At 68.9% G+C, this 19,777-nt stretch carries 22 protein-coding genes; 10 read left to right on the plus strand and 12 right to left on the minus strand.

Annotation, left to right across the window (positions count from 1 at the left end; all coding sequences use genetic code 11):
* Positions 1-8 precede the first annotated feature (8 nt).
* Positions 9-1,382, minus strand: coding sequence for a DNA repair protein RadA (gene radA / locus AAGI91_05960; GenBank protein ID MEM1042158.1), 1,374 nt, complete (start codon positions 1,380-1,382; stop codon positions 9-11).
* A gap of 103 nt (positions 1,383-1,485) precedes the next feature.
* Between radA and AAGI91_05965 the strand changes: the two genes are divergently transcribed.
* From AAGI91_05965 to AAGI91_05990, 6 genes are all read left to right on the plus strand, one after another.
* Positions 1,486-2,253, plus strand: coding sequence for an ABC transporter permease (locus AAGI91_05965; protein ID MEM1042159.1), 768 nt, complete (start codon positions 1,486-1,488; stop codon positions 2,251-2,253).
* Positions 2,254-2,335: 82 nt separating this feature from the next.
* Positions 2,336-3,070, plus strand: a complete 735-nt coding sequence (locus tag AAGI91_05970) for an ABC transporter ATP-binding protein (protein ID MEM1042160.1) — start codon at positions 2,336-2,338, stop codon at positions 3,068-3,070.
* A gap of 78 nt (positions 3,071-3,148) precedes the next feature.
* On the plus strand, positions 3,149-4,099 hold the full coding sequence (locus AAGI91_05975; protein ID MEM1042161.1) for an MlaD family protein: 951 nt from the start codon (positions 3,149-3,151) through the stop codon (positions 4,097-4,099).
* A 71-nt stretch (positions 4,100-4,170) separates the two neighbouring features.
* Complete coding sequence (locus tag AAGI91_05980) at positions 4,171-4,770, plus strand: hypothetical protein (GenBank protein MEM1042162.1); 600 nt, start codon at positions 4,171-4,173, stop codon at positions 4,768-4,770.
* Entirely contained in the window at positions 4,767-5,336 is a 570-nt protein-coding gene (locus AAGI91_05985; GenBank protein ID MEM1042163.1) for an HD domain-containing protein, read from the plus strand. The genes AAGI91_05980 and AAGI91_05985 overlap by 4 nt, the downstream gene beginning before the upstream one ends.
* Before the next feature lie 8 nt (positions 5,337-5,344).
* Positions 5,345-6,595: a DUF445 family protein gene (locus tag AAGI91_05990; GenBank protein MEM1042164.1), complete on the plus strand. Its 1,251-nt coding sequence runs from the start codon at positions 5,345-5,347 to the stop codon at positions 6,593-6,595.
* Here the strand turns inward: AAGI91_05990 and AAGI91_05995 are convergent.
* Both AAGI91_05995 and dusB read right to left on the minus strand, forming a co-directional pair.
* On the minus strand, positions 6,574-7,173 hold the full coding sequence (locus AAGI91_05995) for a transposase (GenBank protein MEM1042165.1): 600 nt from the start codon (positions 7,171-7,173) through the stop codon (positions 6,574-6,576). The genes AAGI91_05990 and AAGI91_05995 overlap by 22 nt on opposite strands.
* A gap of 43 nt (positions 7,174-7,216) precedes the next feature.
* Positions 7,217-8,290: a tRNA dihydrouridine synthase DusB gene (gene dusB / locus AAGI91_06000; GenBank protein MEM1042166.1), complete on the minus strand. Its 1,074-nt coding sequence runs from the start codon at positions 8,288-8,290 to the stop codon at positions 7,217-7,219.
* 121 nt (positions 8,291-8,411) lie between these two features.
* On the opposite strand from dusB, the gene AAGI91_06005 reads away from it, so the two are divergent.
* Positions 8,412-8,630: a hypothetical protein gene (locus AAGI91_06005; GenBank protein ID MEM1042167.1), complete on the plus strand. Its 219-nt coding sequence runs from the start codon at positions 8,412-8,414 to the stop codon at positions 8,628-8,630.
* A 172-nt stretch (positions 8,631-8,802) separates the two neighbouring features.
* Positions 8,803-8,985 carry a PLD nuclease N-terminal domain-containing protein gene (locus AAGI91_06010; GenBank protein ID MEM1042168.1) on the plus strand — a complete coding sequence of 61 codons (183 nt, stop codon included), beginning with the start codon at positions 8,803-8,805 and terminating at the stop codon, positions 8,983-8,985.
* Between the two features lie 6 nt (positions 8,986-8,991).
* Here AAGI91_06010 and crcB read toward each other — a convergent pair whose 3' ends face one another.
* Entirely contained in the window at positions 8,992-9,369 is a 378-nt protein-coding gene (gene crcB, locus AAGI91_06015; GenBank protein MEM1042169.1) for a fluoride efflux transporter CrcB, read from the minus strand.
* Between the two features lie 115 nt (positions 9,370-9,484).
* Between crcB and AAGI91_06020 the strand changes: the two genes are divergently transcribed.
* The gene (locus AAGI91_06020) at positions 9,485-10,294 is read left to right on the plus strand and encodes a DUF1223 domain-containing protein (protein ID MEM1042170.1); all 810 of its coding nucleotides are present in this window, start codon (positions 9,485-9,487) and stop codon (positions 10,292-10,294) included.
* A gap of 2 nt (positions 10,295-10,296) precedes the next feature.
* Here AAGI91_06020 and AAGI91_06025 read toward each other — a convergent pair whose 3' ends face one another.
* From AAGI91_06025 to AAGI91_06035, 3 genes are read right to left on the minus strand one after another with little or no spacing between them, the layout of a single operon-like run.
* Positions 10,297-11,340 (minus strand): extracellular solute-binding protein, encoded by a 1,044-nt coding sequence (locus AAGI91_06025; GenBank protein ID MEM1042171.1) that lies wholly within the window; start codon positions 11,338-11,340, stop codon positions 10,297-10,299.
* A 48-nt stretch (positions 11,341-11,388) separates the two neighbouring features.
* On the minus strand, positions 11,389-11,748 hold the full coding sequence (locus AAGI91_06030) for a hypothetical protein (protein ID MEM1042172.1): 360 nt from the start codon (positions 11,746-11,748) through the stop codon (positions 11,389-11,391).
* 5 nt (positions 11,749-11,753) lie between these two features.
* Positions 11,754-11,966 carry a hypothetical protein gene (locus AAGI91_06035; GenBank protein MEM1042173.1) on the minus strand — a complete coding sequence of 71 codons (213 nt, stop codon included), beginning with the start codon at positions 11,964-11,966 and terminating at the stop codon, positions 11,754-11,756.
* 155 nt (positions 11,967-12,121) lie between these two features.
* Between AAGI91_06035 and AAGI91_06040 the strand changes: the two genes are divergently transcribed.
* Positions 12,122-13,615, plus strand: a complete 1,494-nt coding sequence (locus tag AAGI91_06040) for an SDR family oxidoreductase (GenBank protein ID MEM1042174.1) — start codon at positions 12,122-12,124, stop codon at positions 13,613-13,615.
* A 1-nt stretch (position 13,616) separates the two neighbouring features.
* Here AAGI91_06040 and AAGI91_06045 read toward each other — a convergent pair whose 3' ends face one another.
* The 5 genes from AAGI91_06045 to AAGI91_06065 all read right to left on the minus strand — a co-directional run.
* On the minus strand, positions 13,617-13,826 hold the full coding sequence (locus AAGI91_06045; protein ID MEM1042175.1) for a hypothetical protein: 210 nt from the start codon (positions 13,824-13,826) through the stop codon (positions 13,617-13,619).
* A 468-nt stretch (positions 13,827-14,294) separates the two neighbouring features.
* Positions 14,295-15,908 carry an aromatic amino acid ammonia-lyase gene (locus tag AAGI91_06050; protein MEM1042176.1) on the minus strand — a complete coding sequence of 538 codons (1,614 nt, stop codon included), beginning with the start codon at positions 15,906-15,908 and terminating at the stop codon, positions 14,295-14,297.
* A gap of 30 nt (positions 15,909-15,938) precedes the next feature.
* Complete coding sequence (locus AAGI91_06055) at positions 15,939-17,429, minus strand: AMP-binding protein (protein ID MEM1042177.1); 1,491 nt, start codon at positions 17,427-17,429, stop codon at positions 15,939-15,941.
* A 443-nt stretch (positions 17,430-17,872) separates the two neighbouring features.
* Positions 17,873-18,283 (minus strand): PAS domain-containing protein, encoded by a 411-nt coding sequence (locus tag AAGI91_06060; protein MEM1042178.1) that lies wholly within the window; start codon positions 18,281-18,283, stop codon positions 17,873-17,875.
* 53 nt (positions 18,284-18,336) lie between these two features.
* On the minus strand, positions 18,337-19,777 hold a 1,441-nt coding region (locus tag AAGI91_06065), incomplete at its 5' end, for a hypothetical protein (protein ID MEM1042179.1).

The raw sequence follows: 19,777 nt of genomic DNA on the forward strand, positions 1-19,777 counted from the left end.
CGGGCCGCTCAGAGGACCGCGTCGAGGGCCTGGCCGAGCCGCTCGACGGGCTGCACCTTGAGGCCGTCCGGGAAGCTCGCTCCCTTGCGGTTGGACTTCGGGAGGAGGACCTGCTCGAAGCCGAGCTTGTGGACCTCGGCCGCGCGCGCCTCGATCCGGCTCACGGCCCGCACCTCGCCCCCGAGCCCGACCTCGCCGACAACGACCGTCTGGCTGTCGGCCGGCACGTCGCGGAAGCTCGACGCGACGGCGAGCGCCACGCCGAGGTCGACGGCCGGCTCGTCGAGGCGGACGCCGCCGGCGACGTTGAGGAACACGTCTTGCTGCGAGAGCCGCATCCCCTCGCGCTTTTCGAGCACCGCGAGGAGCATCTGGAGCCGCTTCGGGTCGAAGCCCGTCGCCGTGCGCTGCGGGGTGCCGTAGCTCGCGGGCGTGACGAGTGCCTGGATCTCCACGAGGATCGGGCGCGTCCCCTCGACGGCGCAGACGATCGCCGAGCCGCTCGCGCCGTACTGGCGCTCGGAGAGGAAAATCTCGCTCGCGTTCTCGACCTCGCGCAGCCCGGCCTCGCGCATCTCGAACAGGCCCAGTTCGCCCGAGGCGCCGAAGCGGTTTTTGACCGTCCGCAGGATGCGGTAGGCGTGGTGCCGGTCGCCCTCGAAGTAGACGACGGTATCGACCATGTGCTCCAGGACGCGCGGCCCGGCGATGCTCCCGGCCTTCGTGACGTGCCCGACGAGGAACGTCGCCGTGGCGAGCCGCTTGGTGAGCGCGAGGAGCGCGGCGGTCGACTCCCGCACCTGGCTGACCGAGCCGGGCGCGCTCGTCAGGTCCGGCCGGTAGACGGTCTGGATCGAGTCGACGACGAGGACGTCGGGGCCGATGTCCTGCACGGCGGCGACGATCTCCTCGACGTTGGTCTCGGCGAGGAGGAAGAACTCGCCGGTGTCGACGCCGAGGCGCTGGGCGCGGAGCTTGACCTGGCGCGCCGACTCCTCGCCGGTGACGTAGAGCACGGTGTGCGCCGGCAGGAACCGCCCGAGCTCCGTCATGAGCGTCGACTTCCCGATCCCGGGGTCGCCGGCCACAAGCGTGAGCGACCCGAGCATGATGCCGCCGCCCATCACGCGGTCGAACTCCCCCAGCCCGGTTACGAGCCGCGGCTGCTCGGCCACCTCGACGTCGGTGATGCGCTGCGCCTTCGAGCCGGTCGTCCCCCGCCCGAACGTCGGGACGATCTGCATGACCGGGGCCTTGACCGACGAGCGCTCGGTCTCCTCGACGAACGAGTTCCAGGCCTGGCACTCGGGGCACTTGCCCATCCAGCGGTGAGCGACGTGGCCGCACTCCTGGCAGGTAAAAATGGTTTTAGGCTTTGCCATGTACCTTCCGGTGTTCGGTGTGACGAGGTTCTTCACGCAACGATGTGCCGAGCCGCGACGTTAAGCCCCGACCGCCAGTATACCTCACCCCCTGTGACACCGCATGGTCGCGCTCATCCGCCACCGGACGGACGCTTTCTTCACCGGCCTCGGCCGGTTCGGGCTGCTCCTCGGCAGCGCCTTCAGCGGGACGGCCCACCTCCGGCTCTACTACCGCAACCTCACCGAGCAGTTCGTCCGCGTCGGGATCGACTCGCTCCCGATCGTGGCCCTCGCCTCGGCGTTCACCGGGGCCGTCGCGGCGGTGCAGTCGATCTACCAGCTCGAGGGCTCGTTCTACCTCCCGAAGACGGCCGTCGGCTCGTTCGTGACGACGAGCGTGATCCTCGAACTGGGCGCGCTCATCGCGGCGTTCATCCTCGCGGGCCGCGTCGGGGCGCGGATCGCGGCCGAGCTCGGGACGATGCGGGTGACGGAGCAGATCGATGCCCTGGAGGCGATGGGGCTCAACTCGGCGAGCTACCTCGTCCTCCCGCGCATCCTGGCGGGCGTGCTGATGTTCCCGCTGATCTACGTCGTCGCCTGCACGGTCGGGATCGGGATGGGGCTGATCGTGGGCGAGGCGACGGGCGTGATCTCGACCCAGACGTTCATCGACGGGGCGCGCCTCCTGTTCCGGCCCTACGACGTGTTCTTCGGCGTCGTCAAGTCGCTCGCCTTCGGGTTCGCCATCACGAGCGTCTCGTGCTACTACGGCTACTACACCTCCGGCGGGGCCGAGGGCGTGGGCCGCAGCACCACCCAGGCGACGGTGATGTCGTGCGTCTTCGTCCTCCTCGCCGACTACGTCCTGGCGGTGATTATGCTTTGACCGCTCCCGGCTTTCAGCTTCCGGCTGTCAGCCCTTTTCCTGGCCGAAAGCCAATAGCCGAACGCTGACAGCCAACAGCCCCATGATCGAAATCCAGCACCTCTCGAAGAGCTTCAGCGGGCGGCCCGTGCTCGAGGACGTGTCGCTCACGATCCGCGACGCAGAGACGTTCGCGGTGATCGGGCGGAGCGGGTCGGGCAAGAGCGTGCTGCTGAAGCACATCATCGGGCTGCTCACGCCGGACACGGGGCAGGTGCTGATCGACGGGACCGACCTCCACGCGCTCTCCTACGCCGACCTCCGGCAGATCCGGCAGCAGTTCGGCGTCCTCTTCCAGGGCGGAGCCCTCTTCGACTCGATGTCGGCGCTCGACAACGTGGCGTTCCCGCTGAGGACGTTCACGCGGCAGTCCGAGGCCGAGATCATGGACCGCGCCCACTGGTGCCTGAGCGAGGTCAAGCTCCCCGACGTCGGCCCGAAGAAGCCGAGCGAGCTCTCGGGCGGGATGCAGAAGCGCGTCGCCCTCGCCCGCGCCGTCGCCCTGGAGCCGAAGTACATCCTCTACGACGAGCCGACGAGCGGCCTCGACCCGCAGACCTCGGCGACGATCAACGACCTCATCGTCCAGCTCGCCGAGACGCTCTGCGCCACGAGCATCGTCATCACGCACGACATGAACTCCGTCCTCGCGATCGCCGACCGCGCCGGGTTCATCCACGAGCGCCGCCTCCACTGGACCGGCACGATGGACGACCTCCGCTGCTGCGCCGACCCCGACACCCTCGCCTTCGTCAAGGCGAGCGAATATGTAATTTGAAGCTCTCGGCTGTTGGCTTTTAGCTGGCAGCCTGTTCTCCTGAGAGCCGAAAGCCAATAGCCGACAGCCCCTCACCCCATGCAATACGGCAACGAGTTCAAAGTCGGCGTCGCGATCACGGTCGCGGCGCTCATCGTGTTTTTCGGCATCCGCTACCTCGCGGGGCTACCTGTCTTCGGCGCGGGCTACGAACTCACCGCAGTCTTCGAGGACACCGAGGGGCTCGCGTCCGGGAATCCTGTCGAGGTCAGCGGCGTGCAGGTCGGGACGGTGCGCGAGGTGGCGCTGCTGCCCGGTGCCCGCGAGGCCCGCGCCGTGCTCTCGATCACGAGCGACGTCTCATTCCCGCGCGGCTCGCTCGCCCGCGTCAGCGGGTTCTCCGCCCTCGGCGACGTCGGCGTGGCGATCGAGCCGGGCGATCCTGCCGCGCCGCCGCTCGAGGACGGCGACCAACTCGTGACCAAGCCCGCGTCGGACATCATCGGCCTCGTCCAGAACAACGCCGAGCGCCTCTTCGGAAGCGTCGACACGCTCCTCACCGGGGCCGCCGGGACGTTCATGAACGTCGACAACCTCCTTGCCGAGAACGGCGACCTCAGCGAGACCGTACGCCAGCTCCGGATCGCCTCGTCGTCGGCGAACCGGCTCCTGACCTCGCAGCAGGACCAGATCGCCGCGACGCTCGCCAGCCTCCGCCGCACGACCGAGAGCGTCGGCGTCCTCACCGAGCAGGCTGGGGCTTTCGCCGACGAGAACGCCGACTCGCTCGCCCTGACGATCCAGCGCCTCAACGGCGCGCTCGCCGGCGTCGAGGCCAGCCTCGCCTCGTTCGAGGCGACCTCCACCCAACTCGACGCCCTCCTCGCTAAGCTCGACAGCGGCGAGGGCACGCTCGGCCTGATGCTCAACGACCCGACGCTCTACGAGAACCTCAACACGACCGCCACGAACCTGAACCAACTCATCCTCGAGTTCCAGGCCGACCCCAAGCGGTTCCTCAAAGACCTCCGCCTCGTGGATGTGTTTTGAATCCAGGGTCGGGAGGTCCGGGGCCGAGAGTCATGTGTCTGAGAAGCGTCTGCATTTTAGCACTTGCCTTTTTGGCCGCGCCAGAGGCCGAAGCCTGTGGCTGTGGCGACAACAGGCCGTGGAGCGAAGTCGCGGACAGCAGCGATGTGCTCTTTACCGGGCGAATGATTAGTCATCGCTCGGTCTACGCATTCGACCGATTTCCATGGCTTGAACTGCCACATTGGATGGTGCCGCATGATGGAGGTTCGGGCTACGAGTCTATGCTCTTCGAGGTGGACCGATGGTGGAAAGGAGAACATCGCCAGCGCATCGAGGTGCGCACCGATCATTCTTCCTGTGCGATGATGATTCCCGAATATGGCCAGAAAATGCTGATAGAGGCGTACGCATGGGACGGCATCCTCTTTACCTGGCTCTGTGCGCGCTCCCTACCGGTCCTCACACCCAGAGACTTAGACTCCACGCTTGCAGCGCTTCCTGAATACATGGATCCTTGGCTGGTGACACAAGACACACTGGACCGGCACTTGGGGCCAGGATATTTCCCAGACAGCAACGAGCGAAGCATTCTTGCCTTCACCTTCGTAGTCGCACTCCTGCTTCTCGTTGGCGGAGCAGCATCGTGGTTTATGCCCAGACGCGGCGCTCAACCTGCCCCAGATCTATGACCTCCGACCCCAAACCCACCTACGACGACGCGCTCGCCCTCTTCCACGATTGGACGGAGACGGACAGCCTCCGTCGCCACGCCTACGCTGTCGAGGCGGCGATGGTGATTTATGCTGAGCAGTTCGGCGAGGGTGTGGAGCAGTGGCGGATCGCGGGCCTGCTGCACGACCTGGACTACGAGCGGCACCCGTCGCCCGAGGAGCACCCGTTCGTGGGGGTGAAGGTGCTGGAGGAGCGAGGCTATCCCGAGTCCATCCGCACGGCGATTCTTGGGCACGCGACGTATTCGGGCGTGCCGCGCGAGACGACGATGGCGAAGACGCTCTTCGCGGTCGACGAACTCGCCGGGTTCATCACGGCCGTCGGGTACGTCCGCCCGAACGGGCTGGAGGGGCTCACGCCGAAGTCGGTCAAGAAGAAGCTCAAGGACAGGCGCTTCGCCGCCGCCGTTAGCCGCGAGGACATCTACGAGGGCGCCGAGGAGCTGGGCGTCGACCTGACGGAGCACATCGCCACCGTCATCGCTGGGATGCAGCGTGAAGCCAAACGGCTCGGCTTCGCGTAAGAGCGGGCATGAGCGACTCTAGGAAGCGACGCATCACCCCTGTCCCCGGCATCATCGGCCCCGACGAGATCGAGCCGCTCGACGTCGAGGCCGTCGATGTGAAACCGAACGAGCCGGAGGGCGAGCGTGCCCACACCGTCGAGGAGGCAAAGGCCGTCACGAGGCGGCGGGCGCAGGACCTCGGGCTGCTCCTCGCCCGCTACGTCCGCCGCCACCTCCCGAAGCGTGCCCCGTCCGCGCCGTCGCCCGTACCCGAGCCGCCGCGCCTGAAGGGTCGTCTCGGGGCGATCCTGCCGGTGATGCGGCTCATCCCGTGGGTCCTCGGCGCGCTGTTCCTCGTCTCGTTCGTGTGGGACTTTCCCGGCGCGAGCCTCTCCCTCTTCGGGCGCGAGCTGGGGCTGTCGGGCCTGCTCCGCATCCTCGCGGTCAGCGGGCTGATCGGGTTTGCGACGAACTGGCTGGCGATCACGATGCTGTTCCAGCCGCGCGAGAAGCGGCCCATCGTGCCGCAGGGCCTGATTCCCGCGCAGCGCGAGCGCGTCATCTTCCGGCTCGCCCAGGCGATCTCGCAGGAGCTGATCAACGAGGACATCATCAAGGCTAAGATCGAGGCCAGCGGCGCGATCCGGCGCTACCGCGAGCAGGCGGTCGACGTGCTGCGCTCGGTCGTCGAGGACCCCGAGTTCCGAGACGAGTTGAAGGACTTGACGGCGGCCTACGTCGAGAGCGTGCTCGGCTCCGAAGCGATGCGCGAGCAGCTTGCCGACCTCGCGCGGCAGAAGATCGAGGACTACGCCGGCCAGGGCTTCGGCGGCCTCGCGCTCCGCGCCTACCGCGCCGTGGGCGAGCGCGACTTCCAGCAGCGGATCGACCGGGCGATCCAGGAGATCCCCGGCGCGCTCGACCCCGTCCTCGACCGCCTCGACGAGTCCCTCGACCGGGTGCCAGCCCTCGTCGAAGCGCGGAGCGAGCAGATCGAAGACTTCGCCACGAAGACGGTCCTCGGGTTCGTCGAGCGGCTCGACGTCTACTCGATGATCATCGAGAACGCACGCGGGTTCGACGAGGCGCAGCTCGAGAACCTGCTCAAGAAGACCTCGAACGAGCAGCTCAACTACATCAAGTACCTCGGTGGAATTCTGGGGGTCGTCGGCGGGTTCGTGATCTGGGAGCCAGTGCTGGCGCTCGCCGTGCTCGCGGCGCTCGGCCTCGGGCTGTGGGGGCTGGACGAGGCGCTCTACCGGATGCGCGCAGCCTGATCCGGGTGCAGTCGGTCGAGGCGCCACCGCAGCGGGTTGGCGACGATGTACCGGCGGGTGAGGCCCAGCTCGCGTTCGTCGCGGAGGACGCGTTCGTAGTAGTTCCGTTGCCACGCGAAACCAGGCGTTCCGCCCTGACGGATGAGGCGCGTCGCCCGCGCCTTGAACGCCCGGACGATTTTGCCCAACGGCACACCAGGCACCTGCATCAAAATCCAGCCATCGTCAACCGTAGGGGTTTGATTAATCAAACCCCTACGGTCGGGCGTCGCACCATCGTCGGGCGTCGCACCATCGTCGGGCGTCGCACCGTCGCCCGTGATCCCGATGACGGCATGAACGTGGTTCGGCATCACCACGAACGCGTCGAGGACGACGCAAGGAAAATGCTCGGGCAGCACCTCCCAGCATTCTCGCACGATCTCGCCTGCCGCGCTCAGTCGCACCGTCTCCCCCTCGACCTCGCCGAGCAGACACGCACGGTCGTGGGTGCAGACGGTGACGAAATAGGCTCCCGGCTGCGCGTAGTCGTACAGCGGCAGCCGGACGGAGCGGCGGCGGGTCGGAGTAGAGAGCATGACCGTGTAGACACGCCCCGTGGTCCGACGTAACCCGGAACCGCTACGCCTCGGCGGCTTGGCGGCGCGGGCGCGGCAGCTTGGCAGCGATTTTCTTGGGCAGCCGGGCGGGCTTGACGGCCTCGCGGACGGCGACCTGTACCTCCGGCTCGTCCTCGCGGAAGTTGAGCAGCACCTCCAGCACGCCGTCCATCTCGTGCTGCTGCATCAGGAGCGCCCGGAGCTTGCTGGCGTTGCGCAGGCCCTTGAAGTAGCCGCCGTACATCCGGCGCATCTCGAGGACGCCGGTGCGCTCGCCGAGCCACTCGCACTTGAGCTGGAGGTGCTCGGCGACGACCGCGACGCGCTCGTCCCACGTCGGCGGGTCGGGGACCTCGCCGGTGTCGAGGTAGGCGCGGGCGTCGCGGAAGACCCACGGGTTGCCGATCGCGCCGCGTCCGATCATCACGCCGTCGACCCCGGTCTCGTCGAACATCGCCTTGATGCGCTCCGGGTCGAAGGCGTCGCCGTTGCCGATGAAGGGGATGTCGCGGACGCCCTCCTCCTTGATCCGGCGCAGCCACGGCCAGCGCGCCTCGCCCTTGTACATCTGCGCCCGCGTCCGGGCGTGGACCGCGAGCGCGGCGATGCCGGTCGCCTCCAGCATCCGCGCCACCTCGACGATCTGGATCGAGTCGTCGTTCCAGCCGAGGCGGGTCTTGACGGTGACGGGCCGCGTCGCCTCCTCGACGACGGCGGCGGTGATGGCCTCCATCTTGGGGAGGTTGCGGAGGATGCCCGCCCCGCCGTCCTTGCAAACGACCTTCTTGACCGGGCACCCGAAGTTGATGTCGATCAGGTCCGGCCCGGCGGCGTCAACGATGCGCGTCGCCTCGCGGACCTGCTCGATCTCGCCGCCGAAGATCTGGATGCCGAGCGGACGCTCCTGCTCGTAGAAGTCGAGCTTGCGCACGCTGCCCTCGGCCCCGTAGCTGAGGCCGCCGGACGAGATAAACTCGGTGTAGAGCATGTCCGCGCCGTACCGCTTGCAGAGGATGCGGAACGGCGGGTCGCTCACGTCCTCCATCGGGGCGAGGAAGAGCGGGCGCTCGGGGAGTTGGACGGAGCCGATTGTCATGCGGGCCGGGCGTTGCGTCTGGCCTCGTCAACCCCGCCACCCCGGCGTCCTGTTCCTTGCCCGGCTGCAACCTCGCCCTCGGCACCTCCGTAGCCTCTGCCGTTCATCGACGCTTCACGCCATGCTCGCTCTCGCCCTGACCGGCCTCGTCACGACGGTTCTGCTGACCCTCCTCGCGGTGCTCAACGGCATCCTCGCTCTGCTCGCCACGATCTCGGTGTGGAAGGCCTACCTCGTCATCGGGACGAAGGTGCTGCTGACCGTCCTGATCTGCATCCCGGTCGTCGGCCTCGTGATCTACCTCGTCTGGGGCCAGCGCAAGGTGCGCGACGCCCGGTGACCTCGGTGCCAGTGCAGGCGAGGGTGAACGCCGTTCGCCCCTACGGTGCCCTCTTCTCTCGACGCTCTCTTCCTTCCGAACAATGCCGATGCTCCGCCGCTTCCCTGCTGCTCTGCCCGTCGCTGCCCTCGCGCTCCTCACCGTCGTCCTCTCCGGGTGCGGTCCCAACCTGATCGACCGCGTCACCGGGCCGGTCGGCAGCATCTGCGGCCTCGTCATCGTCATCCTCGACATCGTAGCGCTGCTGAACCTGTGGCAGAGCGGACGGTCGCAGGGCGACAAGATTCTGTGGACCCTGCTGATCGTGTTCTTCCCCGTCGGCGGGCTGATCCTGTACTACATCCTCGGCAAGTAGCGACGGCTACGCGCTCAGGGTGCGCCCGACCCAGAGGCCGAGCGCGGCGCAGGCCAGCCCGAGCACGACGCTCCCGGCAGCGTTGAGGGCGGCCCACCCCGGCCGGCCGCTCTCCCACAGCGCGAGCGTGTCGAGGCTGAAGGTCGAGAACGTGGTGAACGACCCGAGGAAGCCGACGACAAGCGCGAGGCGGTGCAGCTCGCCCTTGCCGACAAGCAGGGGCACGGCCAGGCCAATCAGGAAGGAGCCTGCGAGGTTGACGGTCCATGTCCCGATGGGCAGGCCGCTCTCGTTCATCCGGAGAGCGAGGACGCCCACACCGTAGCGGGCCAGTGCGCCGAGTGCTCCGCCCGCGGTCACTATGAGCGCAGGAGCTTGGAACATCTTCCTGATATAGCGCGGCTTTGATTGGATATAACAGAGACTTTACACAAACTACCGAGCGGCTAGGCTAGACTTTCCGCTCCTTTCCCCCAGTTTGCAGAACGGCACCTCTGCCATGAAGATCCTCTCCGTCCTGGCTCTCGCCGTGCTCGCCCTTGCGATGGGCGTCATAGGCCTGCTGGCAGCATCGCCGACCCCCCTGGAAGCTGAACCCCTTGACACGACGCTGGCCGAGCCGGTGATGCTTCGCCTCGCCGAGCCGGTGGCCGTCGTGGAACTGTTCACCTCGGAGGGCTGCTCCTCCTGCCCGAAGGCCGACCGCCTGCTCGTGGAACTCGCCGAGCGCGACGACCCGCGCCTCCTCCCGCTCGCCTTCCACGTCGACTACTGGAACCGCCTCGGCTGGACCGACCCGTTCAGCGACGCGGCCTACTCGCAGCGGCAGCGCGCCTACGCCCGCACGTTCCAGTCAGGCCGGGTCTACACGCCGCAGATGATCGTCAACGGGCGGCGCGAGTTTGTGGGGTCGCGCCGGCACGAGGCGCAGTCCGCCATCCGGCAGGCGCTCACGGAGTCGGCCCCGGCCGTGATCCGTCTGCTCGCGACGACAGCGGCCGACGCGGTGACCGTGACGTACAGCGTCGAGGACGCGCCCGAGGAGACAGTACTGAACCTCGCGCTCGTCCAGCGCCGCGCCGCGCAGTCCATCCCGCGCGGCGAGAACGCAGGCCGGACGCTGGAGCATGCCAACGTGGTCCGCGCCTTCGCGACGGTCGATGCCGAGGCGGGCACGCAGACGCTGCCGCTGCCGGCCGGACTGAACGCCGAGGAGGTCGCCGTGGTCGCCTACGTCCAGGACCCGGAGACGATGCAGATGTACGGGGCCGGCCAGGCGAGCGTGCGCGCCGCTGGGGCGGCGGGCTGACCCTACTCTGCCGCGATGGCTTCGGGCGGGTTCGCCGCGAGGTAAGCCGCGCCTCGGCCCTTTACGTTCTCGTCCCAGCGCTGCATCCACTCCGACTCGCGCTCACCGAGCACGTCCCAGTCGACGCCCATCGTGGGGATGTCCACCCGCATCCACTCGGGGAGATCGCTCACGTCGATGTCAGTGCGGACCGGGATGCGGTGGAACTGCTCGGCCTGGTCGATGAGCGCCTCGCTTGACGTGACGAACTCGTAGAAGTCGCGCGCGCGCTCCGGGTTGGGGCCGCCCTTGACGAGGGCGATGGCGTCGACCAGCACCGGCGTACCCTCGGCCGGCATCACCCACGAGAAGGGGTAGCCCAGGTCGCGGCTCTGGAGGTAGGCGTCGGGGAGGTTCCACAGCGTAACGTCGCCCTCGCCTCGGGCAATCGAGAGGTAGAGCTGCGTCGGGTTGGCGGCGTAGGTCTTCGTGTTCTCGTCGAGCCGGGCCAGCCAGCGGAAGCCGTCCTCGACCGAGGCCGCCCGCTGGATCATCGCTCCGAAGATGGTTCGCATCGTCCCCGAGCCAAGCGGGGCACGGATGATGACGCGGTCGCGGAAGCGCGGGTCGAGGAGGTCGTCCCACGCCGTCGGGGCCTCGGCCGAGTCCACGGCGTCGTGGTTGTACATGATGACCTCGGGCGTCTTGTACATCCCGTACCAGCGGTGCTCTCCGTCGTGCTCCCCGTCGGGCACGGCGTCGGCCCATGTCGGGGTGTAGGGGTCGAGGAGGTCTTGCTCGGCAGCCCGCGCGAACATCGTCTGCGGCGCGCCCCACCAGAGGCTCGCCTGCGGGTTCGTGGCCTCGGTGCGGACGCGGTCGAACGCCTCCTGGCTGCCCATGTCAAGCCACTGCACGTTCACGTCCGGGTTTGCCTGCTCGAAGGCGTCCTCGTAGGCTCCGAGCAGTTGCTTGCCGTGGGGGGAGTAGATGACGAGCGTTTCGCGCCCGTCGCCGCAGCCGGCGGCGAGGAGAGCGGCAAGCAGGGCGAGCAGCAGACGAGGCATGGCGGCATCGGGTAGGCGGAGCGTATTCCAAGATAGCCCGCCCGTGCTTCACCGGCCGAGCGCGGCCAGAAGCGCCTGCCGGGCGTACACCTCCACCTCCCCGAGACGGAGCAGCCTGGACAGCCAGCCAGGACGTGCCGCCGGTCCGGCACGCGCCACGGTCCGGTGCCCGACGCGCACGAGTACGTTCAGACCCGATGCCCGGACGGTGCCGGCCGCCGTGCGCAGCGTGGCGACGCGACCCGGACCGTCCGGCAGCGGCAGTGTTTTCAGCACGCGGAGTGCCCGCGGCACGCTCTGGAAGGTGGCAACGAGGAGGTCGCCCTCCGAGCGTAGTGAGACCGGCTCGCCGTCGACCGTGAGCGAGAGGTCTGCCTGGACGTCGAGCGATGACCCTGGGGGCAGCACAGCGCCTACCGGTTGGCGTCGTCGCGGGTGCGGACCTTGATGGTGCCGTTCATCTTCCAGTGGGCGTGCTGGTCGCTGCCGGTGCTGCTCGGGACGTAGAGGTCGAAGTTGTCGAACTCGTAGGTGATCTCGGCACCGCGCCCGGTGAGCTTGTCGTAGAGTCCGATGGCGAGTTCGGGCCAAGTCTGGGTATCGTCTTTGCGGTCAGTGGCTTCCATGAAGGGCCTCGTGTGAGGTGCGTGGATGAGAGAGTGGAGGGGTATGAATCACACGTCCTCTTGACAAGTTCCAACATACGGTGAAAACGGCAGAACCCAGCAGGCCCTTGTCCGGTTCAACACCGAGTCCTCTCTCCCACTCCGCCTCCTGAACCATGGCCCAGCACATCCTCCTGACCGGAGCGACCGGCTACATCGGCGGCCGCCTCGCGCCGCGCCTCCTCGACCGCGGCCACACCGTCCGCTGCCTCGTCCGCGACCCCGACCGCCTCACCGGTCTCGACTGGACCGACCGCGTCGAGATCGCCCAGGGCGACGTGCTGAGGCCGGAGACGCTGACCGCAGCGATGGAAGGCATCGACACGGCCTACTACCTGATCCACTCGATGGCGGCCGGCGAGGGCTTCGCCGAGCGTGACCGCCGCGCCGCCGAGAACTTCGGCCTGGCGGCGAAGGCCGCGGGCGTCAACCGCGTGATCTACCTCGGGGGGATCGAGCCGGCGGGATCCGACAGTTCGGTCCACCTCAGCAGCCGGATCGAGACCGGCGAGGTGCTCCGGCAGGCCGGGCCGCCGCTGACCGAGTTCCGCGCCGCCGTCATCGTCGGCTCCGGGAGCGCGTCGTTCGAGCTGATCCGCCACCTCACCGAGCGCGTGCCGGTGATGATCACGCCCAAGTGGGTGCTGACGCGGACGCAGCCCATCGCCATCCGCGACGTGCTCTGCTACCTGATGGACGCTCTCGAACTGCCCGAGACAGCAGGCCGCGTGATCGAGATCGGCGGGCCGGAGGTGCTGACCTACGAGCAGATGTTCCGCACCTACGCCGACGTGCGCGGCCTCGGGCGGCTCGTCGTCCACGTCCCGTTCCTGACCCCGAAGCTGTCGTCGCTCTGGGCGGGCCTCGTCACGCCGATCTCGCCGGCGATCGCGCGCCCGCTCATCGAAGGCCTCAAGAGCGAGGTCGTCGTCAAGAACCCTGAAGGCCAGGCGCTCTTCGACGTGGAGCCGATTCCTTACGAAGCGGCGGTCCGGCTCGCGCTCGAACGCTTCCGGCAAAACGAGGTCGAGACCTCGTGGTCGGGGTCGCTCTCGTCGAGCCTCGGCGGGAAGGAGGCAAACGAGTTGACGAGTGAGAAAGGCATGATCCGCGACCGGCGCGAACTGGTGGTCAACGCCTCGCCAGAGTCCGTCTTCGTCGTCGTCAAGGCCATCGGCGGTGAGACCGGCTGGCTCTACGGCAACCCGCTCTGGTGGATCCGGGGCGTGATGGACCAGTTCGTCGGCGGCCCCGGACTCCGGCGCGGCCGGCGCAACCGGTCCGACGTCCGCGTCGGCGAGGCGATCGATTTCTGGCGCGTCGAGGAGATCGAGGAGAACCGGCTGCTCCGGCTGCGCGCCGAGATGAAGCTGCCGGGCCGAGCCTGGCTCCAGTTCGAGATCGAGCCCGAGCCGAGTCCGAACGGCACGCCGACCTCGCGCATCGTGCAGACGGCGTTCTACGAGCCCAAAGGACTCCTGGGGCTGGCGTACTGGTACGCGATCCTGCCCGTCCACCCGTCGATCTTCAAGGGGATGATCCGCGAGCTCGGCCGCCGCGCCGAGAAGCGCGAAGCGGCGGCGAAGACCCTGGAGCCGGAGGCGGCGTAGCCTACGCTTCGCCCTCGACCGCGCCGAACGGCCCCGGCGGGTTCAGCCGCTCGATGGCCTCCACCTCGCGGAGCGCCTCGTCGAGCGCCATCTCTTCGAGCACCTCGGCGACGACCTCTTGGAGCCACTCGCGCTGCTCGTGGAGCGTCTCGGCAAGGGCTTCTTTCAGCACTTGCTTCAGGGCGTCGTCGTGCGTAGCGGAGCGGTCCATCGAAGCGGGGTTCAGGGGCGGTCGGGGGAGCAAGGTACGGAATCGGACCCGGAAAAACAGCGCAGTCCGCGTTGCCCCGTCCGGGCGGACAACGGACGCTGACCGCGAGACGGACCTCGCACCTGCAGGTTGCGCCAGGACCCCGCGATTTCTCTGGCAAGGCCGGTTCTCTGGCAAGGCCGGCCGCGGGCCCGCGGCCGCGACACAGCCTGCGCGAAGCCTGCAGCGTCAGGGGCAGCGTTCTCAAAACCTCCGAGCGGCAGGACGGAGGCGCTCTCGAGCGCGGCCTGCGCTACCAGAGCTGCCTCGAAGAGCTGAAGCAGCGCCTCGATATCCCGGCGCATCTCCGCCACCCGGTGCCTTGCAGGCGAAGTACTCGGGGCGGTCATCCTGGCCCCAAGCAACCCATCGAGCCGACCCTTGCAGCAGCCTCCAGGTCTCCCTGCTCTGTCGTCGCCGGAGGGCCGTTTACTCCCAGGTGGGGATCTCCGCGTCAGAGTCGGCCGCGCCGTCGCCCTGGGCGGGTGCGTTCGAGGGACCGGCCTCCGCACCAGCGAGCACGGGCACAGCGACGCCCTCGGTGTTCGGCTGTAGCCAGCGGACCGCGATGCGGTTGAGGTCTTCGTGAAGCGCGCGGTCGCGCTGGAGCGGGGCGAAGCGCGGCATCCACGGCGGCGTGGTCACGGGCGCACCCCCGGCCCGGCCGTGACGGCGGAGATGCCCCAGCTGCACGAGAGCCATCCCAGCCGCGGCGAGGATCGGGGCGAGACGCTCTGTCTGGGTGTAGGCTGTCCGCGCGGCGAGCGTACCCATCGAGACGACGTCCTGGTTGCCGCCATTGGTTGGGATGGACGCCACCGCGCTCATCTGCGCGTGGTGCCGTAGCTCAGCGACGAGGGCCGTAGCGGTAAGCTGCGCCCCGGCGAAACCACTCGTAGCCCCAGGCTCCCAGGCCAGCAGCAGCGGGGCCTCTCCTACGACGCCGCGCTTCGGGTCGAGGAGGAGGTCGACCTGGCGCTCCACGAGCACGCCGATCTGGGTGAGCGCCGCGTTGAGCGCGTCGGCGGCGAAGGCGATCTGCTGTCCCTGGAAGTTGCCGCCGTGGAGCACGGCCGGGCCGCCGGCGAAGACGACGGGGTTGTCCGAGACCCCGTTGAGTTCGACTTCGACGAGGCGTGCGGCATGCGCGACGTTGTCGCGGCAGGCCCCGAGAATCTGGGGCGCGCACCGGAGCGCGTAGACCTCCTGCAGCGGGCGCGTCTCGTCCTCGGCTTCGGCCGCGTCGCCCCACGCGATCTCGGTGCGGATGACTTCTGCGCTGCGGCACTGTCCCTCGTGGCCGCGGGCTCGGTGCAAGCGGTCGTCCAGGGCTGCGCGCCGGGCACCGAGCGCGCGGTACATCCAGCCGGTCAGCCGCTCCGCCATCTCGAGGAGGCGCTCGGCACGCGCCACCGCGAGGGCGAGGTAGGCCGTCATGAAGGCCGTCCCGTTGACAAGCCCGAGTGCCTCACGCCCCGAAAGGGAGACCGGGCGGAGGCCGGCCCGGAGGAGGGTGCGCCGGGCAGGCTCGCGGAGGCCGCGGTGCAGCGTGGTCCCTTCGCCGGTGAGCACGCGCACGACGTGCGCCAGCGGCGTAAGGTCGCCCGATGCCCCGACCGACCCCACCTCGGGTACGGCGGGCACGATGCCATGCTTCGTGAGCGCAATGAGCGCCTCCGCCAGCGACGGGTCCACGCCGGAGTAGCCCTGGGCGAGCACCTGCGCGCGCGCCAGGATAGTGGCCCGCACGATCGGCGCGGGCGCGTAGGTGCCGCTCCCGGCGGCGAGGTGAGCGATCAGTCCAGCACCGTGGTTGCCGTCCGAGGCAGCCGGGTAGCACACATGCGGCCCGAAGCCGGTCGTGATCCCGTAGATCGGATGTCCGTGCTCGCGGGCGGCTTCCAGCGCCTGGCACGAGGCACGCATCGACGCGCGGGCTTCATCCGAGAGACGCACGGTGAGGCGCTCGGTCAGCGCAGCGGCCTCGAGCGTGTCCGGCGTGAGGGTGTGCTCGGGACCGAGGTGAAGTAGGATGGAGGTCATGGGACGAGTAACGTGAGGCGGTTGACGCCGTCAGGCTGAGGTCAGTAGGTGGGCGATGGCCGCTCGGTCAGGGGTACCCTTGCTGTGCTGGACCCACGTCTCCGGGGCGACCACCTCGGCGCGGGTGAGACGGTCGCCGAGCGGCCCCAGGGCTGCGCGCAGCGTGGACGCCGCGGGCGGCACCGCCCCTGCCGGCATCAGGAGCGCGAGGGCGAGGTGCTCGCCGTCGAGGGTGCACAGGACCGCGTCGAGCAGGCCGGGCACGGTCGCGCGCAGCGTCGCCTCGGCCCGTCCCGCCTGCACGAAGCGACCGTTGGACAGCTTGAACGAGTCGCTGAGCCGTCCGGCGAAGGTGAAGGCGGTCGGGTCGTGGGCCGCGGGGCACGCCTGGTCCCCGGTAGCGACCCAACGGTCGGGGTCGAGCGCGCGGTAGTGCTGTGCCGTCCAGGTGCCCACATGTGCGTTGGGCCCCCTGAAGTGCACCTCGCCCCGCGAGGCGAGGCGGACGGTGCAGCCGAGCGGGTGCCCGAGGTAGCCGGGGACGAAGTGGCCCGGCTCGCCGAGCGCGATGCCGGGGCCCGCCTCGGTCTGGCCGTAGCCGACCCGCAGCGCAGAGCCTCGGAGCCCCTCGGCCACGTCGGGCGGGATCGGAGCGCCGCCGACGATCCCGCCGGCGAGGCCGTGCAGCCGTGCACGACCGCCTGCGCCGAGCAGCCGCCGGACGGTGAGAGGCACCGCCGAGAAGTGCGTCGGACTCCAGGTGTCGAAGGCGGCGAGCAGTGCCTCGGGGTCGCGCGGCGCCTGGACCCGGACAATCTCGGCTCCGGCCAGCAGCGCAGGTAGCAGTTCCAGCACGAGGCCGAAGGCGTGGTGCCATGGCAGTCCCGAGAGCACGCACGCGCTCTCCGAGAGTCCCAGGTGCGGCCGGTGGCTGCCGAGCACCGCGAACACGTTGGCGTCGCTGAGGGCAACCCAGCGCGGGGCTCCCTCCGTCCCCGAGGTCCGCAGCAGAAAGCAGACGTCCTCCGTCGGAGGCTCAGCGGCAGTGCGCGGCGGAGGCAGCGTCTGTACGGGACCCGCCACGCCGTCGGGCACCCACATGCCCACGCTAGCAGGCACGCCTGCGGCGGCGGACGCGACCACGGCAGCACGGGCGTCTAGCTCGCCGAGCACGCGCTCAGCGTTGGCGTCCGGGGCAACTGGGGCCAGCGTGATGCCTTCCCAGAGCGCCGCGACGAGCACTTGCACGAACGGTGCGCCCGGAGGCAGGGCCACCACAAGCCGGTCGCCGGGCCTGAGTCCAACCTTACGAAAAGTCTCGACCCAGTGGCGGGCCCCCACCCAGAGGGATGCGCCGGGTGTGGCGGCATCGTCCCATACGAGCAGCGGCTGGGGCCGTTCGCGGAGCCGATCGCGGAGCGCTTGCCTCCAGCGTGCCCGTCCCGAGCAGCCTTCAGGCTGCCCCGCCCCCGGCGGAGCGGCGGTCGTGCTAGGAGCAGCAGAGGCGTACGGAGGGGGCATTCGGAAGGGGACCGGAGGGAGGCCTCGGGAGAGCCTCAAGAGAGACAAACGACATGGACAGAGGCCGTGCGCGGCGTGCGCGTTCAGAGGGGCGTCACAGGGCTAGGCCCGCGTGCCATGCTAGGCTGTGTCTGGGAAATCCATTTCCGGCCTGCGCACGGCATCGGCCTCCGCTCGCCACGCCCAGCTGCATCCCCGTAGCGGGGCTGTGCCCGGTGAGGTCGCTGCGCTCCCTGATCCTGCGGATTCGCGCGCCTTGCGAGACGAAGCCATCTGCTCGTGCTCGGCTTCAGACTGATTATCCAGGCAGAGCTTAGCCGAGCAGGCGACGCCGCCTGCGCACGGGCGGAGCGCACATGCCCGTCGGCAGGTGGACCCAAGACAAGTCCGCTAGGGGCGGACCACCCGGGGGCCAGCACTGCCGCTCAGACCGGTGGCCCCGACTAGCGTTTCTTGATCAGCAGCCAGTTCTGACCTGCGCTGTCGCGGTACATCCGCGCCCGCACCAGCGTGGGGCGCATCTTGTAGGTGAACGTGTAGATGAACTGCACGTCCAGTTCGCCGCGCGCGACGCCCTGCTTGAAACGCCCGTGGAAGAGGCGGCTGTTGGAGCACGGTGCGACCTGGGTGAAGAAGTTGCGGCCGACGGCCTGCTCGGGCGCGACGTCGGCGAGCCGCGACTCGTAGGTGTTGTAGAAGGCGATCACGCCTTCGTCGTCCACCTTCACCACGCCAAAGTCGAGGGCGTCGAGTTCGGCACCGCTCAGCTGCTTGAGCTGCTCGAGGTCACCGGTGAAGGAGAGCGGGGCCTCCGCGGTAGCGGGGGCGGTTCCGTTGGAAGTGACGGTGGTCATAGGTTCTTAGCGTAGGTTGGGTACGAGGAAACGGGTATAGGGAGGGGCGGTGGCTATGACCGCTTGAGGAAAATCCAGGTGTCTGCGGCGTCGTCGGTGCGGCAGACCTGCACGACCAGGTTGATCGGCTGGTCGGCATCCGTGAGGGTATACGGGAAGGCAGCGTGGACGTGGCCTTCGCGCTGTCCCTGCTTGAAGCGGCCGTAGAAGATGCGGCTGTTCGCGCTGGGGAGCGCCTCGCGGAAGAAGTGGCGGCCTAGCGCCGCGTCAGGGTCGAGGTCGCCCAGTTCGGCTTCGTGCTCGTGCAGGAAGCAGATGCTGCCCTGGTTGTCAAGGCGGACGATGCCGTAGCGCAGCTTGCGCAGCTGCTCGTCGCTGAGCGTGGCGAGCTGGCCGATGAGGTCGGCCCCGACGAAGGGCTCCACGGTCGGCCCGGTGGGCACGGCCACCTCGGGCGGTCCGTCTTCCAGCGCCGGCCCCAGCAGGGCGTCGAAATCGGCCTGTGCGCTGGCGGCCTCGAGGCGGTTCTCGAGCTTGCGCACCCGCTGGATGATGTGGTGCGGGTCGGTCATGCCGAGCTCCTCGAGGAAGAGCGCGTCGCGGTGCTGCGCCTGCTCCTTGTCGGAGGTGAGACGCGCGATGCGGTCCTCCATGCGCTCGATCATGGCGATGAGCTCGTCGGGGTCGTTGGAGCCCACGGAGAGGAGCTGCTGCTTCTCGGCGTAGAGGGTGCGGAGCTGCGCCTGCAGGCTCGCGATGAGCGTGAGCGCCTCGTCCACGTCGGCGATGCCGGAGTCGGTCATGCGGCCCTTCTCGGACTGGAGCGCGCGGAGCTGGTGCTCCAGGTTGCGCGTGAGGTCCACGAGGCGCTGGGCGGAGAGCAGCTTCTCGCCCGTGGTCTCCAGGCTCTTGCGCTGGAGCTGGTCGAGGCGGCCCTCGAAGGCTTCCAGGTGGTCACGCATCGAGCCGGCCTGCTCGAGCTCCACGCGGAGGTTCTGGACTTCGGCGCGCATGTGGGAGAGCTGAGCGGCGTAGCGCTTCGAGCGCTCGATCTCGGCGTCGAGCATGCGGAAGCCGTTCTGCGCGGTCTCGGGGAGGTCATCGGCCTCGTGGAGGGTGCCCACGTCGGTCGCGGACGTGATCTCCTGGTCGCGGTAGAGGACGGTCAGCTGCTCCTGCATCGAGCGGATCATCTCGAGCGCCGTCGGGACATCGGCGATGTTGGCGCGGGCGAGCTGCTCGCGCTCCTCGTAGAACTCCGCGAGCTGCGCTTCGAGGTTGTCGATGAGGTCGGTGATCTCCTCGCTCGTCGGCAGGCCGTCCTGGCTGAGCTTCTCCTGGGATTCGTAGAGGTCGGCGAGCTGGTCTTCCATCGAGCGCACGAGCTCGACGATGTCGGCCGGCTCCTCGACGCCGAGCTCGCGCTGGAGCACCTCGAGCTTGGCGTAGAGCCCCTGGAGCTGCTGCACCGGGTCGCCCTCCTCGACTGCCGCC

It is taken from the genome of Bacteroidota bacterium (genome assembly GCA_038746285.1).
Classification (GTDB): domain Bacteria; phylum Bacteroidota; class Rhodothermia; order Rhodothermales; family JANQRZ01; genus JANQRZ01.